General features: G+C 62.0%; 13 protein-coding genes. 2 read left to right on the top strand and 11 right to left on the bottom strand.

Going from position 1 to position 13443, the window contains the following annotated elements; genetic code table 11:
- Positions 1 to 706 precede the first annotated feature (706 nt).
- The 6 genes from H6A15_RS05120 to H6A15_RS05095 form a co-directional block, all read right to left on the bottom strand.
- A complete protein-coding gene (locus H6A15_RS05120; RefSeq protein ID WP_239462365.1) occupies positions 707 to 1729 on the bottom strand; it encodes an aldo/keto reductase in 1023 nt (340 codons plus the stop codon).
- Between the two features lie 55 nt (positions 1730 to 1784).
- The gene (locus H6A15_RS05115) at positions 1785 to 2117 is read right to left on the bottom strand and encodes a putative quinol monooxygenase (RefSeq protein WP_204672679.1); all 333 of its coding nucleotides are present in this window, start codon (positions 2115 to 2117) and stop codon (positions 1785 to 1787) included.
- A gap of 380 nt (positions 2118 to 2497) precedes the next feature.
- The gene (locus tag H6A15_RS05110; protein WP_204672678.1) at positions 2498 to 3034 is read right to left on the bottom strand and encodes a flavodoxin family protein; all 537 of its coding nucleotides are present in this window, start codon (positions 3032 to 3034) and stop codon (positions 2498 to 2500) included.
- 120 nt (positions 3035 to 3154) lie between these two features.
- Entirely contained in the window at positions 3155 to 3790 is a 636-nt protein-coding gene (locus H6A15_RS05105) for a flavodoxin (protein ID WP_204672677.1), read from the bottom strand.
- A gap of 17 nt (positions 3791 to 3807) precedes the next feature.
- Positions 3808 to 4275, bottom strand: coding sequence for a flavodoxin (locus H6A15_RS05100; RefSeq protein ID WP_204672676.1), 468 nt, complete (start codon positions 4273 to 4275; stop codon positions 3808 to 3810).
- Between the two features lie 99 nt (positions 4276 to 4374).
- On the bottom strand, positions 4375 to 5550 hold the full coding sequence (locus tag H6A15_RS05095) for an iron-containing alcohol dehydrogenase (RefSeq protein ID WP_204672675.1): 1176 nt from the start codon (positions 5548 to 5550) through the stop codon (positions 4375 to 4377).
- A gap of 267 nt (positions 5551 to 5817) precedes the next feature.
- On the opposite strand from H6A15_RS05095, the gene H6A15_RS05090 reads away from it, so the two are divergent.
- Both H6A15_RS05090 and H6A15_RS05085 read left to right on the top strand, forming a co-directional pair.
- Positions 5818 to 6459 (top strand): TetR family transcriptional regulator, encoded by a 642-nt coding sequence (locus tag H6A15_RS05090; RefSeq protein WP_204672674.1) that lies wholly within the window; start codon positions 5818 to 5820, stop codon positions 6457 to 6459.
- A gap of 10 nt (positions 6460 to 6469) precedes the next feature.
- Positions 6470 to 7342, top strand: a complete 873-nt coding sequence (locus H6A15_RS05085; protein ID WP_204672673.1) for a LysR family transcriptional regulator — start codon at positions 6470 to 6472, stop codon at positions 7340 to 7342.
- A 189-nt stretch (positions 7343 to 7531) separates the two neighbouring features.
- Here the strand turns inward: H6A15_RS05085 and H6A15_RS05080 are convergent, their stop codons facing one another.
- From H6A15_RS05080 to H6A15_RS05060, 5 genes are all read right to left on the bottom strand, one after another.
- Positions 7532 to 8929 carry a 6-phospho-beta-glucosidase gene (locus H6A15_RS05080; RefSeq protein WP_204672672.1) on the bottom strand — a complete coding sequence of 466 codons (1398 nt, stop codon included), beginning with the start codon at positions 8927 to 8929 and terminating at the stop codon, positions 7532 to 7534.
- Between the two features lie 261 nt (positions 8930 to 9190).
- Positions 9191 to 9532 (bottom strand): PTS lactose/cellobiose transporter subunit IIA, encoded by a 342-nt coding sequence (locus H6A15_RS05075; RefSeq protein WP_204672671.1) that lies wholly within the window; start codon positions 9530 to 9532, stop codon positions 9191 to 9193.
- A 137-nt stretch (positions 9533 to 9669) separates the two neighbouring features.
- Positions 9670 to 9969 (bottom strand): PTS sugar transporter subunit IIB, encoded by a 300-nt coding sequence (locus tag H6A15_RS05070; protein ID WP_204672670.1) that lies wholly within the window; start codon positions 9967 to 9969, stop codon positions 9670 to 9672.
- Between the two features lie 191 nt (positions 9970 to 10160).
- Positions 10161 to 11537: a PTS sugar transporter subunit IIC gene (locus tag H6A15_RS05065; RefSeq protein ID WP_204672669.1), complete on the bottom strand. Its 1377-nt coding sequence runs from the start codon at positions 11535 to 11537 to the stop codon at positions 10161 to 10163.
- Between the two features lie 194 nt (positions 11538 to 11731).
- A complete protein-coding gene (locus tag H6A15_RS05060; protein WP_204672668.1) occupies positions 11732 to 13138 on the bottom strand; it encodes a glycoside hydrolase family 1 protein in 1407 nt (468 codons plus the stop codon).
- Between the last annotated feature and the right edge of the window lie 305 nt (positions 13139 to 13443).

The raw sequence follows: 13443 nt of genomic DNA, 5'->3' as shown, positions 1-13443 counted from the left end.
CATTTTGACAGCACCTATTCACCGCGGTCACGTTGTAATGTCAATAGTTACACCTATGGCAGAAGGTCCATCACGTTTTCTCCACGTTGTACTTACTATGATTACATCAATAGAGAACTGTAATGCGCTGCGAACGTTGCTGTTTACCCTGGAAATGCGCCCCCGAGCCCTGGTAATACGAGAAAACTCGCGTATATGTCACATCCCACAGCCATCATACCGCCACGGAGTATATTATTCATTTTTCGAACTCGTCCGTCTCGCTCTCCTCGGTGCAGCCCCATGTGCTTTGCCGAGTAGAAATCAGCCTATGTGGGCCCCGCCCCCACAATATTGGCCAGTAATACTCTTCGTTTTCTGCAATTCTGGCCGTTTTTGATACATACGAACGATTACCCCAATGCAACCATGCTGATATACATTCAAAAGTTTTCCTACACTTACTTTTTTCGTATATAACGATGCCTATTTGCTCGAAAACTGCATATACGCAAACCAGATGCTTCTTCGAGGCTATCCCGTGCAAACATCGGCGACCGTAATCGTTCGTATGTATCAAAAACGGCCACTATTTGAAGAATGACTGAGAAAATCGTGCATCCAAGCCCATTCGCCTACATAGAGAGCGGGCACACGGCCCGAAAGCCACGCGCCCGCATGCAAAACGTCTCCTGTCGAGACACTTCCCCGTCAGCCCTGCGGGCCGCTACTTAACCGGCACCGTGGTCCCCGCAAGCGGCTTCTCGCCGGGACGGGCAAGCGGCCCCACCAGCTCATGCGCAATGTAGGGCTCCTCCATGTATGCGAGCTCCTCTGCCGACAGCTCGATATCGAGCGCGGCAACGGCGTCATCCACGCGCTCCGGCTTCGAGCACCCGATGATCGGCGACGTCACGCCGCGCGCCCAATGCCAGGCAATCGCTATGCGCGACATCGGCACGCCGTGCTTTTCGGCGACCTCGGCCACGCGCGCCACGACCCGCATGTCGTTCTCGCGGGCCGCGTCGTACTTGTTCACCATAACCTGGTCGGTGCGGCTGCGCAGCGAATCCGAATCCCACGTGGGCCGGCACAGGTGGCCCGATGCGAGCGGGCTATAGGGCGTGAGCGCCATGTCGAACTGGCGGCACACGGGAATCATCTCGCGCTCGTCCTCGCGATACAGCAGGTTGTAGTGGTTCTGCATGGATGTGAACGTGGTCCATCCGTTTTGCTCGGCGACCACCTGCATGTTGTGCAGCTGGTAGGCGTACATGGCGCTTGCCCCCAGCGCCCGCACCTTTCCGGCGCGCACCAGATCGTCGAGCGCCTCCATGGTTTCCTCGATAGGCGTGTTGTAGTCGTACCGATGGATGATGTAGAGGTCCAGGTAGTCCGTTCCAAGGCGACGAAGCGTTCCGTCGATCTCGCGGTTGATGGCCTCGCGTGAAAGGTTGCCCTCGTTGAAGAACACCTTGCTGGCAAGCACCACCTGGTCGCGCCGCACCCCAAGATCGCTCAGGGCCTGTCCGATGAACTCCTCGCTCGTGCCGCCGGCATAGGTGTTTGCGGTGTCGATAAAGTTCACGCCAAGCTCAAGCGCGCGAGCGATGACCTCGCGCGTGGCATCCTGGTCGATAGTCCACTGATGGTGCGCCGGGTCTGGCACGCCGAAACTCATGCCTCCAAGGCAGAGCCGTGAAACCTTGATTCCAGAATGTCCCAGCGAAGTATATTGCATATCTGCCATGTGACCCTCCCTGTTGAGTCGAGCGGCCCCGCCCGAGCGAAGGCGGGGAGACGCGCTATTTGCGAATAAATGCCGCATCCTGGGGCGGGACGCCGGCGTCGTCGGTGACATAGCGCTCGACCTGCATGTGCAGGTCATACTTATCGCGAAGCTTGGCGAGCTCCGCCATCATGGGCGATGCATGATGGGCGTCGAGCGCCGCCTGGTCGCGCCACGCATCGATGAGCAGCACCGTCTCAGGATCATCGAGCGGCTGAAAGTACCGATAGCGAACGTTGCCCTCCTCGGCGCGGATGGCGGCCGCGACACCGGAGGACTCCATCTCTTCGGCGAAGGCCCGGGCGGCTCCGTTCTCGCCCGAGTAATACAGGTTCACCGTAATAGCCATGTGCGCATCTCCTCCTTGGTCTGCAACTTCCCCATGCATGCGAAGCGGGTCGCCGGGAAAAGTGGATGAATTGAACCCGTCCCCAGCCTTCCGAAGCGGGCCACCTAGAGTTCCTTCGCCGCCGCGTCAATGCAGGCGAGCCCGTTAAAATCTCGATCGGCGCGCCGTTCTCGGGATCGGTCGTTTTCAGGTCTTCTATCAGCTGCATGCCCATCACCCTCTCTTCTTGCCGAAACCGAAGCGTCCTTCGGCATCGCGCCCTCATGTGTATTGAACGCCCCGCGCCCTCTCGCGTCCAATGCCCATTTTTCATGGTGGCCATGTCGTCAACGCATGGACTGCCACGTCAACACACGCCATCGACCCCAGTTAGATTTCGACTACACCGAACGGCCCAATTCAAAGGCCTCGCGAGGAGCGCGCGTGGCGCGCGTCATGCTGGGCGTGCCGCACCCATAGCCAAGCACCATGCCGCAGTCCGTCATATCAAGGTAGCGACAGAGGGTCTGGTAGTGCGAGACCAACGCCTCAAATGTCCACCCGTCCGCATTCCATGCGACCGTAAGCAGAGCGGCCTTGAGGCGTCGCGCCGAAATGGCCGAATTCTCCGAGCAGAATCGATCTACCACCGCCTTGAGCTGCGCCGTCATGCCGTAGTAATACAGAGGCGTCGCCAGAACCAGCATATCCGCCTCAAGAATCGCATCCAAGACGCGACCCATGTCGTCGTGCTGGACACATGGCCTGGCGCCATAGCCGCAGACAACGCAGCCTCGACATGGCCCCACGGCGAGACCGCATACGTCGATGCGCTCCACCGTGTGGCCCGCCGAGCGTGCCCCGCGCGAAAACTCGTCCACCAGCATGGCGGTCGACCCATGTTGGTTTGGGCTTCCCTGCAGAACGACGATATTCATTGCCATCCCTTCCCTCATCTTCCGATCTGCGTGGGGAGCTCGCCATCGCCGCCGTAGCGCACAGACAAGAGAGGCCATCCGAGAGAAGCAATTGCCAGTAATTTCATATGCCGCACCTTGCTACAACCCAAGTCCGGCTGCCCAGCTTGCCGCCTCTTCGGAAGCACCTGCCGAGAACCGCTCCCCCTCTTGCCACTCTCCGTCTCCGGCAAGCCCGGCAAGCAGCTCTCCGCTTCGCCCGATTCCCGACGACGCCGAGGTACAGAAGGGAACCACGGTCTTTCCATCGAAGCTGTTGCCTTCCGCAAACGTACGGAGCGGCCAGGCCGCCTCGCCCCACCAAATGGGATAGCCCACCAGCACGGTGTCGTAGCCATCCCAGCCGTCGGGCGTCACCTGGACAAGCTCGGGACGAGCATCGGCGCGCTCCTGGCTCGTACGGCTCGAATCATCGTTGTAGTTCAGGTCGTCGTCCGTATATGGCACGGAAGCCTCTATGGCAAAGGTGTCGGCGCCCAGCTGGCCGGCAACCGCCTGCGCGATGCCGGCGGTGTTGCCCGTCGCCGAAAAGTAGACGACGAGCGTCGAGGCGTCCGATGCCTCCCGCACAGCGCCGCCCGCCTCATCCATCTGAGACGAGCCCGTCGCCGCCGAGCCGTGCGCATCCGCCTGAGGCTCGTCTTGCCCGCCCGAACATCCGGCGGCGAGCGTCATCAGCGCGGCAGCTCCCCCGGCAAGAAACGTCCTTCTCGTCACACCTCTCATAGCTCCCCCTACGCCACCGCGCCGTGCGCCCACGCCGCGGCGTTGTCGCCGTTGAGCAGGGCGCCGCGCTTCCAAGAGACCTCCGGATAGCACGATGCGAGGTTTCGTTCGGCGTCGCCGATGCCGCTTCCGCCTGACGTGGCAAACGGAATCACCGTCTTGCCCGCAAGCCCCGCCTGCTCGATAAACGTGTCAACGATTCGAGGCTCCACGTACCACCAGATGGGAAAGCCCAGCAGTATCGCATCGTATCCCGAGACATCGGGCACCGGCGTCGCCAGAGCCGGTCGACATGCGGCGTCCGCCATCTCGATCGAGCTTCGACTGCTCTTGTTTTGCCAATTCAAGTCCGCACGCGTATAGGGTTGCTTGGGCTCGATCTCAAAGAGGTCTGCCCCGACCGCTTCTGCCACCTCGCGTGCAATGCGGCGCGTCACGCCGCTCGCCGAGAAATACGCGACCAATACCTTGCCCATATCTTGCTCCTCTCATGTAAGCCGGGACGAGACCTGACCCCGCCCCGGCAACATCCTTGCTCTGCTGCCGGCAAGTGCCTGCACGCCCGCGCGGGCCGCCTATAGGCTCTCGCGCAGCACCTCGAGAATCTCGCTTCGGCTCAGCACGTGGTAGCCGCCCTGCATAACCAGCGTGCTGTCTGCAATGGCTTCAAGCATGTCCTCGGTAGCGCCAAGCTCGGAGATGCTCATGACGCATCCGATCTCGCGCATCCAGGCCTCCATGGCGTCCAGGCCCGCCGCCGCAAGCTGGTCGGCCGTCTTGCCCTCGGGGTCCACGCCCCACACGTTGGTTGCGAAGCGCGCGAACTTCTCGACGCCGTAGGGCATGACCAGGCGGTAATACGGCAGCGCCACAGCTGAGAGCGTCATACCATGCGTGGCATCGGTATGTGCACCCACGGCCTGGCCGAGCATATGGACCTCCCAGTCGGTGGCCTTGCCGCAGGCGACGAGCGTATTGAGCGCCCAGGTCGCGCACCACATGATGTTGGAGCGCGCCTCGTAGTTCTCGGGGTCGCGCACGGCGATGCGGCTTGCGCGCACGAGCGAGCACATGAGGCCCTCGGACAGATAGTCGCTCGTGTTGTCGTCTGTGCCGGAGAAGTACTGCTCGGTGATGTGGTTCATGATGTCGAAGATGCCCGCCACCATCTGATAGCGCGGCAGCGTGAAGGTGAACCGGGGGTTGAGCACCGCAAACTTAGGAAATACGTCCGGATTCGAGAATACGTGGCCCACCTTCATCTTGGCGTCGTGGTTGGTGGTGACCGAGCCGCAGTTCATCTCAGAGCCCGTTCCCACCATGGTGAGCACGGCGCCCACCGGCACGACCTCGCAGGTAGGCTCGTCAAAATCGACCCAGTACTTCTGCCAAGGGTCGGTGTCCTCGGGCAGATGCACCGAGACGGCGACGCCCTTTGCATAGTCGATGACCGAGCCGCCGCCCACGGCAAGGATGAAGTCCACATGGTTCTCACGCGCGATCGCGACGCCTTCGCGCAGCTTCTCGATCGTGGGATTAGGCATGACGCCCGCGTCTTCCACCACGGTCTTGCCCGCCGCTTTGAGCGCCTCTGTGACCTGATCGTAGATGCCGTTGCGCTTGATGGAGCCGCCGCCGTAGACCAGCTGCACCGTCTGGCCATAGCCCGCCAGCTCATCTGCCAGCATGTCCATGGCGTCCTCGCCAAACAAGAGCTTTGTAGGGTTGTGATAGGTGAAGTTGCCGAGCATTGCATTCCTTTCTCGCGTTGGTGCGGGCGGGCGCCACGGCAGTTGAGCGACGTATCCATCTGACGCCCGCCCACGTCGAGCAATGGCGTCCCATGCGGCTGCCAGCGATGGCTATCGGTCGCAGGCAATCCGCATGAGCAAACGCTCTATTGCTTGCCTATAGATTACGCAACGTCACGTAACTTGTAAAGAGTTTAGTAACGTCTTTTCTCTTATTTTTCTTATAAGTTGCTTTATAATCTTTGTCGTATCTACGGAGGACGTGTTATGGCAGAATTCATTCGCGCGCGAAGCGCCGAGCAAAAGGAACAGCGGCTCGCGGAGATCAAGCAGGCGGCGAGCCGGCAGTTCCGCTCCCACCCCTATCACGAGGTCACGCTCACCACCATCGCGGACGAGCTGGGATGGTCGCGCGCCAACTTATATAAATATGTCACCACCAAGGAGGAGATCTTCCTGCTGCTTGCAGGCGACGAAATGGACTCCTACTTTGAAGCGCTGCTCGCCGCGCTACCCGAAGGCTGCGGACTCGCACCCGACACCGTGGCAGAGGTGTGGGCCGGCATCGCCAACGCCCACCAAGAGTACTTCCGCCTCGGCGACATCCTCTCCACCATCATCGAGACCAACGTCACCGTCGAGCGCCTGGCGGAGTTCAAGCGCGCATACTATGGTCACGTCAACCGCATGGTGGAGCGCCTGCCGCGCATTTTGAACATGAAGTCGGAAGATGTCGACCGCCTGCTCATGGCGGTGTACTACCACGCGGTCGGCTTTGTAAGCGGCTGCCGGCGCAACCCCCTCATCGCCCAGGCGCTCGAGCTTGCCGGCATCGAGCGGCCCGAGATCGATTTCCGCATCGAGATGCGCGACTTCATCAGCATGTGCCTCGAACACTACGTGCGATAGGGCGAATTCCATGGAGCTCCGCCACCTGCAATACTTCCTCATGATCGCCCGCGAAGGCACCATCTCGGGCGCCGCTCAGGTCCTGCACCTCTCGCAGCCGTCGCTCTCGCGCCAGATGCAAGACCTCGAGCAAGAGCTGGGGTGCAAGCTCTTCGACCGCGGACGCAGGCATATCGAGCTTACCGAGGCGGGCATGCGCCTGCGCAAGCGCGCCGAGGAGATCGTCGATTTGGTGGGGCGCACCGAGGCGGAGTTCCACCTCTCTGCCGACACGCTCGCGGGCGAGGTCCGCATCGGCGGCGGGGAGACGCCCGCCATGGGCATGATCGCCGACATCATCGCCGAGCTGCAGGCGACCTATCCCCTCATGCGCTTTGCCCTCTATAGCGGCAACGCGCCAGATGTCTCAGAGCGCCTCGAAACCGGTCGCATCGACTTTGGCGTATTCATCGGCAACGCCGACCTCAACCGATATGAGAGCCTGCAGCTGCCGGCTCGCGACCGCTGGGGCGCCTTCATGCGCGTAGACGACCCGCTTGCCTCGCAAGAGGTCGTCCACCCCCGAGACCTCGTCGACAAGCCGCTCGTCTTCTCGGCGCAGGCGGGCCGCGAGATGCAGATCTGGCTCAAGCGCGACCTCGCCGACCTCGACGTGGTGGCGACCTACAACCTGCTCTACAATGCCTCGCTGCTTGCACGGCGCGGCATTGGCTACGTGGTGAGCCTCGAGGGCATTGTGGACACCTCGCCCGAAAGCGGCCTGGCATTTCGCCCCCTCCAGCCCGAGATCACGGCGGACATCCACATCGCGTGGAAGCGGTACCAGACCTTCTCGCCCGCGGCAGAGGTCTTTCTTCAGCGCATCCGCGAGCTCTGGGGCTAGGCTTCGCGAGCCCGGGCAGGCATCGCCAAAACTTTGAGGCGCATTTCGATCTTTTTGAGCTTTTTGCTTAAGCTTGAAATGCATGTTAACCATATGTGACAAATCGAACGGCACCGCGCGCAAACGCGCCCGCCGCCGAAGCCGGCAGCGGGCGCGTCCCGTTTGGGCGAGTGCGGCCGGATGCCTGCGCTACGCCAGGGCGCAGACCTTGGACGTGAGCGCCTTGGCCTCGCGCTCGTCCTTGGGCGTGCCGTCGGCGTTAAAGAACTGCGGCAGATAGTCCTTGTGGGCCTCCATGAGCTCGTCGACCACCTCGTTGGCCACGGCATCCGAATCGCAGAGCTTGTTGGCCACGAGCGCGGCGACCACCAGGTCCTTGTTGCCGGTCACGGCAGCCTCGGCGACCATGCGCTCGAAGGTCTTGATCATCTGGATGGTGCCGTTGATTGCTACGGGGAGCTCGCCGATCGCGATGGGCTTCGGCCCATCGGCGGTGATGACGGCGGCGCACTCGATGGCGCTCTCCTCGGGCAGGCTGCTCACCGCGCCGCGGTTGCGCACGTCGACATACTGGATATCGCCGCGGTCGTTGTAGATGGAATCGATCACGGAGCACGCCGCGTCGGAGTAATGGGCGCCGCCGCGCTCCTCGAGCTGCTTGGGCTTCACGTGCAGCTCGGCGTCCTTGTACAGGTCGAAGAGCTCGGCCTCGACCTGCTTGACCACCTCGGCGCGCACGCCATGGGCCTCGTAGTCGGCCGTGAGCTGCTTGAGCTCCTCGCGCGTGGAGAAGTAGTAGTTCAGGTACGACACTGGAATGGCATGCAGGCCGCGGATGAGGCGGTTGGACCACGGGATGGCCATGATGTTCTTCATGGTTCCCAGCTCCTCGACAGGAAGCTCGCAGTAGCGCTCGAGCACCTCATCGAAGCAGCTCTTGCCGTCGATGAACACGTCGGTCACGAAGAAGTGATGGTTGAGGCCGGAGAGCTCCATGCGCACGCGGTCGGGGTCGACGTCCATCCACTTGGCGATGCCGAAGCGCATCGAGATGGGGCAGTTGCACAGGCCGATGATCTTGTCCCAGTCCGTGTAGCGCAGCACCGCCTCGGTCACGATGCCCACCGGGTTGGTGAAGTTGACGAGCCACGCGTCGGGGCACAGCTCCTGCATGTCGCGAATGATGTCGAAGATCACCGGAATGGTGCGCAGCGCCTTGAACATGCCGGCGGCGCCGTTGGTCTCCTGGCCGATAAGGCCGTGCTTGAGGGCGATGCGCTCGTCCTTGATGCGGGCGTCGAGCTGGCCCACGCGGAACTGCGTGGTGACAAAGTCGGCACCGGCGAGCGCCTCGCGACGGTCAAGGGTGAGATGCACCTCCATGGGCAGTCCGGCAGCCTTGACCATGCGCTGGGCAAGGCCGCCCACGATCTTGAGCTTCTCCTCGCCCTCAGGAACGTCTACAAGCCACAGCTCGCGCACCGGCAGCTCGTCGTAGCGCTTGATGAAGCCCTCGACCAGCTCAGGGGTATAGCTCGAGCCGCCGCCGATCGTGGCGATCTTGACGGTGCGCTTGGTATCGGTCATGTCGTCATCCTCTCTTTCTCCTTGGACCTGTCGCCCGTGGTGGGGGCACGGGTCCCAGATCCTCGGTCGATGGTATTCAAAAAGGGCATCGTCGTCTCCGGCGATGCCCTTCCTGTGCTGTGCGTATTCGGTTCCAATGTTTTTGCCCTCGCACCGGGCGAAACACGACCCCAAAGGGGTACCTGGGAAAGCACGAGCAACGCCCGAACGCCCTCCCGCGCGGGCGCCCGCCGAGGCGGGCACCCGCAGACGCAATCGGCCTTAGGCCAGCTTGGCCTTGAGGTCCAGCAGCTCACGATAGGTGTCGATGAAGTTGAGCGCCATGAGCTTGCAGGTCTCGGTGCCGGCCATCTGGTCCTCGGCGTGCAGCAGGATGAGGGGGGCCTCACCGTTGCGCTCGCCGGCGGCGTCCGCCTGCAGCAGCTTCATGTGCACGTCGTGGCCGCCGTTGTAGGCCTCGTCGCCTTCCTTGATGAGCGCCTCGGCCTCGTCGAACGCGCCCTCCTTGGCCTTCGCGATCGCGTTGATGTAGCAGCTCTTGGCAGTGCCCACATACCCGATGATCTCGAAGCAGGTCATCTGCAGCTCTTCCATCTCGTCCATCGGACATACCTCCTTGCGGCAGCAAAAGGGGCTGGGCGCGCCATGCCGGACGCAAAGCGGCGTCCCGCCCTTCTCAGTGTTCGGTGCCCTGCGGACGTGGTGCCCGCTCGGGCGTGCGTGGTGTGGGAGACGAACCCTTAGGCCAGCGCAGCCTTGACGTCGTCGAGGATCTTGGCGGCGTTCATGCGGCCATAGTCGGCCATGGGGATGACCATGACGGGCTTGGCGCCGTCGACGGCCTTCTCGAAGTCACCCTTGGCATAGCCGATCTGCGGGCCAAGCAGGATGATGTCGGCCTCGCCGATGTGATCCATGGCCTCATTCATGGGGCGAGCCTCGATGGCGGTGTCCTCACCGCGAGCGGCGACCTCCTTCTGCATCTTCTGGACGAGAAGGCTCGTGGACATACCGGCGTTGCAGCAAAGCATGATCTTCATTTCGAGTCCTTTCCGGCCGGGATTGCCGGCCTAGCACGCGGGCGCACGGCCATGGGGACGCTCGCCCTGAGATTTTGCGGCGCCGCGACGCTTGACGGGGCGGCGCCCCGGGTGCGGCCGGTTGTCCGACCGCACCCAAACAACCTAGCGGTTGGTATTCCCTCGTGGGTTACGCTATCAGCATAAACCCGTTACTCGGACATCTCGAACTGCTTGCGCTGAGCGGTCTCGGAAGCCTTCATGAACGGCAGGTAGATGACGACGAAGAGGGCGAGCAGGACGACCTGCAGGACAGCGGCGCGCCAGTCGCCGCCGGTGGACAGGAAGCCGGAGGCGATGATCGGGGTGGTCCAGGGCACCTGGATGCAGGTCGGGTTGACCAGGCCGATCACGGTCGCGCCGTAGGAGATCAGGATGCCGAGGGCGGTGTTGAGCACGAACGGGACCATCAGCGGGATGTTGAAGACGATGGGGTAACCATAGATGACAGGCTCGTTGATGTTGAAGATCGAGGGCAGAATGCCGAGCTTGGCGATCTCCTTGGAGGGCTGCCACTTGCCCCAGATGAACGTAGCGATGAGCAGGGCCAGGGTGCAGCCGGAGCCGCCCATGAGCGCGTACACGTTGATAACGTTCATGTTGAGGTACAGGTCGGGGCGAGCGATGACCGCGTCGATGCCGCCGGTGGTGTAGACCTCCATGGCCTCCACGAGCACGATGGTGAGAACGGGCTCAACGAGCACGCCGTTGATCGTGGACTGGTGAATACCGAGGGTGAACAGGAAGACGCCGAGCGAGTAGATGAACACGAGGCCGGCGGGGTTGGTGGTAAGGGCACGCAGCGGGGTCTGAATCCAGGTGTTGATGAGCGCGGTGATGTCGGTCTGGAAGCCGGCGAACAGGATCATCGAAACGAGGCCGAAGGCGCCGAGGGAGATCAGCATCGGGATCAAGACGTTGAAGGACTTCTCAACCGCGGGGGGCACGCCCTCGGGCATCTTGATGCGCAGCTGGTCGACGCTGGAGACCTTGATGAACAGCGTCGGCGCGAGCAGGCCGATGATGATGGCCGTGAACATGCCGTTGGTGCCGGTGTAGTTGGTGATGAAGGCGCTCGTCACCTCAGCGGTCGTGACCTCGTCGGTCAGCAGCGGAGAAGAGGCGGCGAGGCTCGCCGTCACGGACTGCGGCATCATGATGAAGAACACCGCGAGCGACACGACAACGCAGGAAATGGGGTTGTCGAAGCGCTTGTTGGTGGCCAGGCTATAGCCGACCATGCCGCAGAGCAGGATTGCCGAGATGGAGAGCGCACCCTGCGAGAGCGCGTTGCCCCAGTACTGGGCGGTCGCCAGCAGGTCGGCGTTCGGGAACAAGCCGAGGCTCGCCGGGTCCGTGCTCCACAGACCCTTGAACACCACGTTGTTCAACAGTGCCGCGATACCGGCGAGGATGAAGACCGGCATGATGGTGGCGAAGCCATCGCGCAGGCTGCGTAGGTGCACCTGGTTACCGATCTTGGCGGATACTTCCGCGAACTTATCGAGGAAGCTCTGTCCATTAGCCATGTTTTCCACTCCTTACGTAAAACATGCCTACCTCGAGTGCGCCCCCTTCCAAGCGGCACACCCCTTGCTATCCCGGCGGCATCCCCGCCCCCTGTCCGCGGCGCTGCAGAAAGCGAACGGAGACGCTGCCAGGCAGATGGTCGACGGCCCCCCACAGGCCGTCGTCCCATTCCCTAAAAGGGCGAATGCGGTGGCTACTTCACCACGTGCGAGGTCGCGACCTCGGTGAGCCAGGCCGCCGACTTCTTGGGACGGCGCTCATAGTTCTCCATGAGGTCGACCTCCACGAAGCCGTACCGGTTCTTGAAGGCGTTGGACCAGGACCAGTTATCGATGAGGCCCCAGTAGTGATATCCCACGCAGTTGGCGCCATCCTGGATGGCCTTGGCGATCCAGGTGAGATGGTCGCGCACGAAGTCGATGCGGTAATCGTCCTGCACCTGCTGGGTCTCGGGATCCTTGTTGAGGTACTCGCGCTCGATGCCGATGCCGTTCTCGGAGACGTACCACTCGAGCTCGGGGTACTCCTTCTTGCACTTCATGCCGAAGTCGTAGATGCCCTTGGGATAGATCTCCCAGCCGCGGCTCTCGTTCATGACGCGCTCGGGCCAGATGTAGGGCTCGGCGAACAGCGGGTTGCCCCACTCGTCGTGGCTCTTGCTCGGCGCCTGGACGCGGCTCGGCTGGTAGTAGTTGCAGCCGAGCCAGTCGACCACGCCCTCGGAGAGCACGGCGTCGTCATAGGGGCGAATGGGCAGCACGATGCCCAGGTCGTTGGTAAGGGTATCGATGACGTCCTGCGGCAGATGGCCCTTGGTCACGAGGTCGAGCCACCAGCGGTTGGTGAGGCCGTCGTTCATGCGCAGGGCCTCGAGGTCGGCCGGCGTGGGGTCGTCCTTGGTGTAGGAGGGGCTGAAGTTGCAGATCATGCCGATGCGCGCGTCGTCGAGCATGCGGCCCTCGGAGACGGCCTGGCGATACTTGGCAACGGCGAGCGCGTGCGCGATCGAGATGTTGTACTGGGTGGTGCAGGCCTCCTGGAAGCTGTGATGCTGCGGATACCAGATGGGATGCCAGTAGCGGTTCTCGGGCTCGACGATGGGCTCGTTGAAGGTGAACCAGCAGCGAACCTCCTTGCCGAACTCGCAGAAGGCCTTGTAGGCGTAGTTTGCGTAGGCCTCGCACACCTCGCGGTTCTCCCAGCCGCCGCGGCGGAAGAGATAGGTGGGCATATCGAAGTGATACAGGTTCACGAAGACCTCGAGGCCAGCCTCCTTGGAGGCGGCGAACAGCTCGTGATACCACGCGGCGCCCTCGGGGTTGATGTTGCCGTCCTGGTCGAGCAGGCGGCTCCACTGGATGGAGGTGCGGTAGTTGTTCATGCCGAGGCTCTTGAGCAGGGCAAGGTCCTCTTTGTACAGGCGCATGAAGTTGTTGCCCACATAGGAGCCCACGCGGTTATAGAACGCGTCGATATCCTCGATCGACCAGGTATCCCACAGGTTCTCCAGCTTGCCGCCGACGTTCCAGCCGCCCTCCGTCTGCGGGCCGGACATTGCCGCCCCGAAGAAGAAGTCCTTGGGCAATGTCAACTCTGCCATGGCGCCTCCCGTTCTTGTCACGCGCACCGCGTGCGCCGGTATGTCTTCGCGCGATAGTTAGTTTTATGTACCGCGCTTTTATCTAAAGTATAGCGCTCTAATTTCTTTTTTGAATATACCTTTTTGCGTAAGAACAGGCATACTTTGGGAGATAATAAGGCTAGCGGATGGAGATAGGCGCTGTACCAGCGCAAATGGTAACCAACTCGCAGAGACTCCCCCGCCGGGGTGTTTCTACAATCGGCGAACGTTTGCCTCGACTGCCGTTCATCCCCAAAAAGCTACCGTTCACGGGGCGTCGCCCT

It is taken from the genome of Enorma phocaeensis, from assembly GCF_016901575.1.
Classification (GTDB): Bacteria; Actinomycetota; Coriobacteriia; order Coriobacteriales; family Coriobacteriaceae; genus Limicola; species Limicola phocaeensis_A.
The sequence above is the reverse complement of the archived record's forward strand: the minus strand, read 5'-3'. Positions and strand labels throughout refer to the sequence as shown.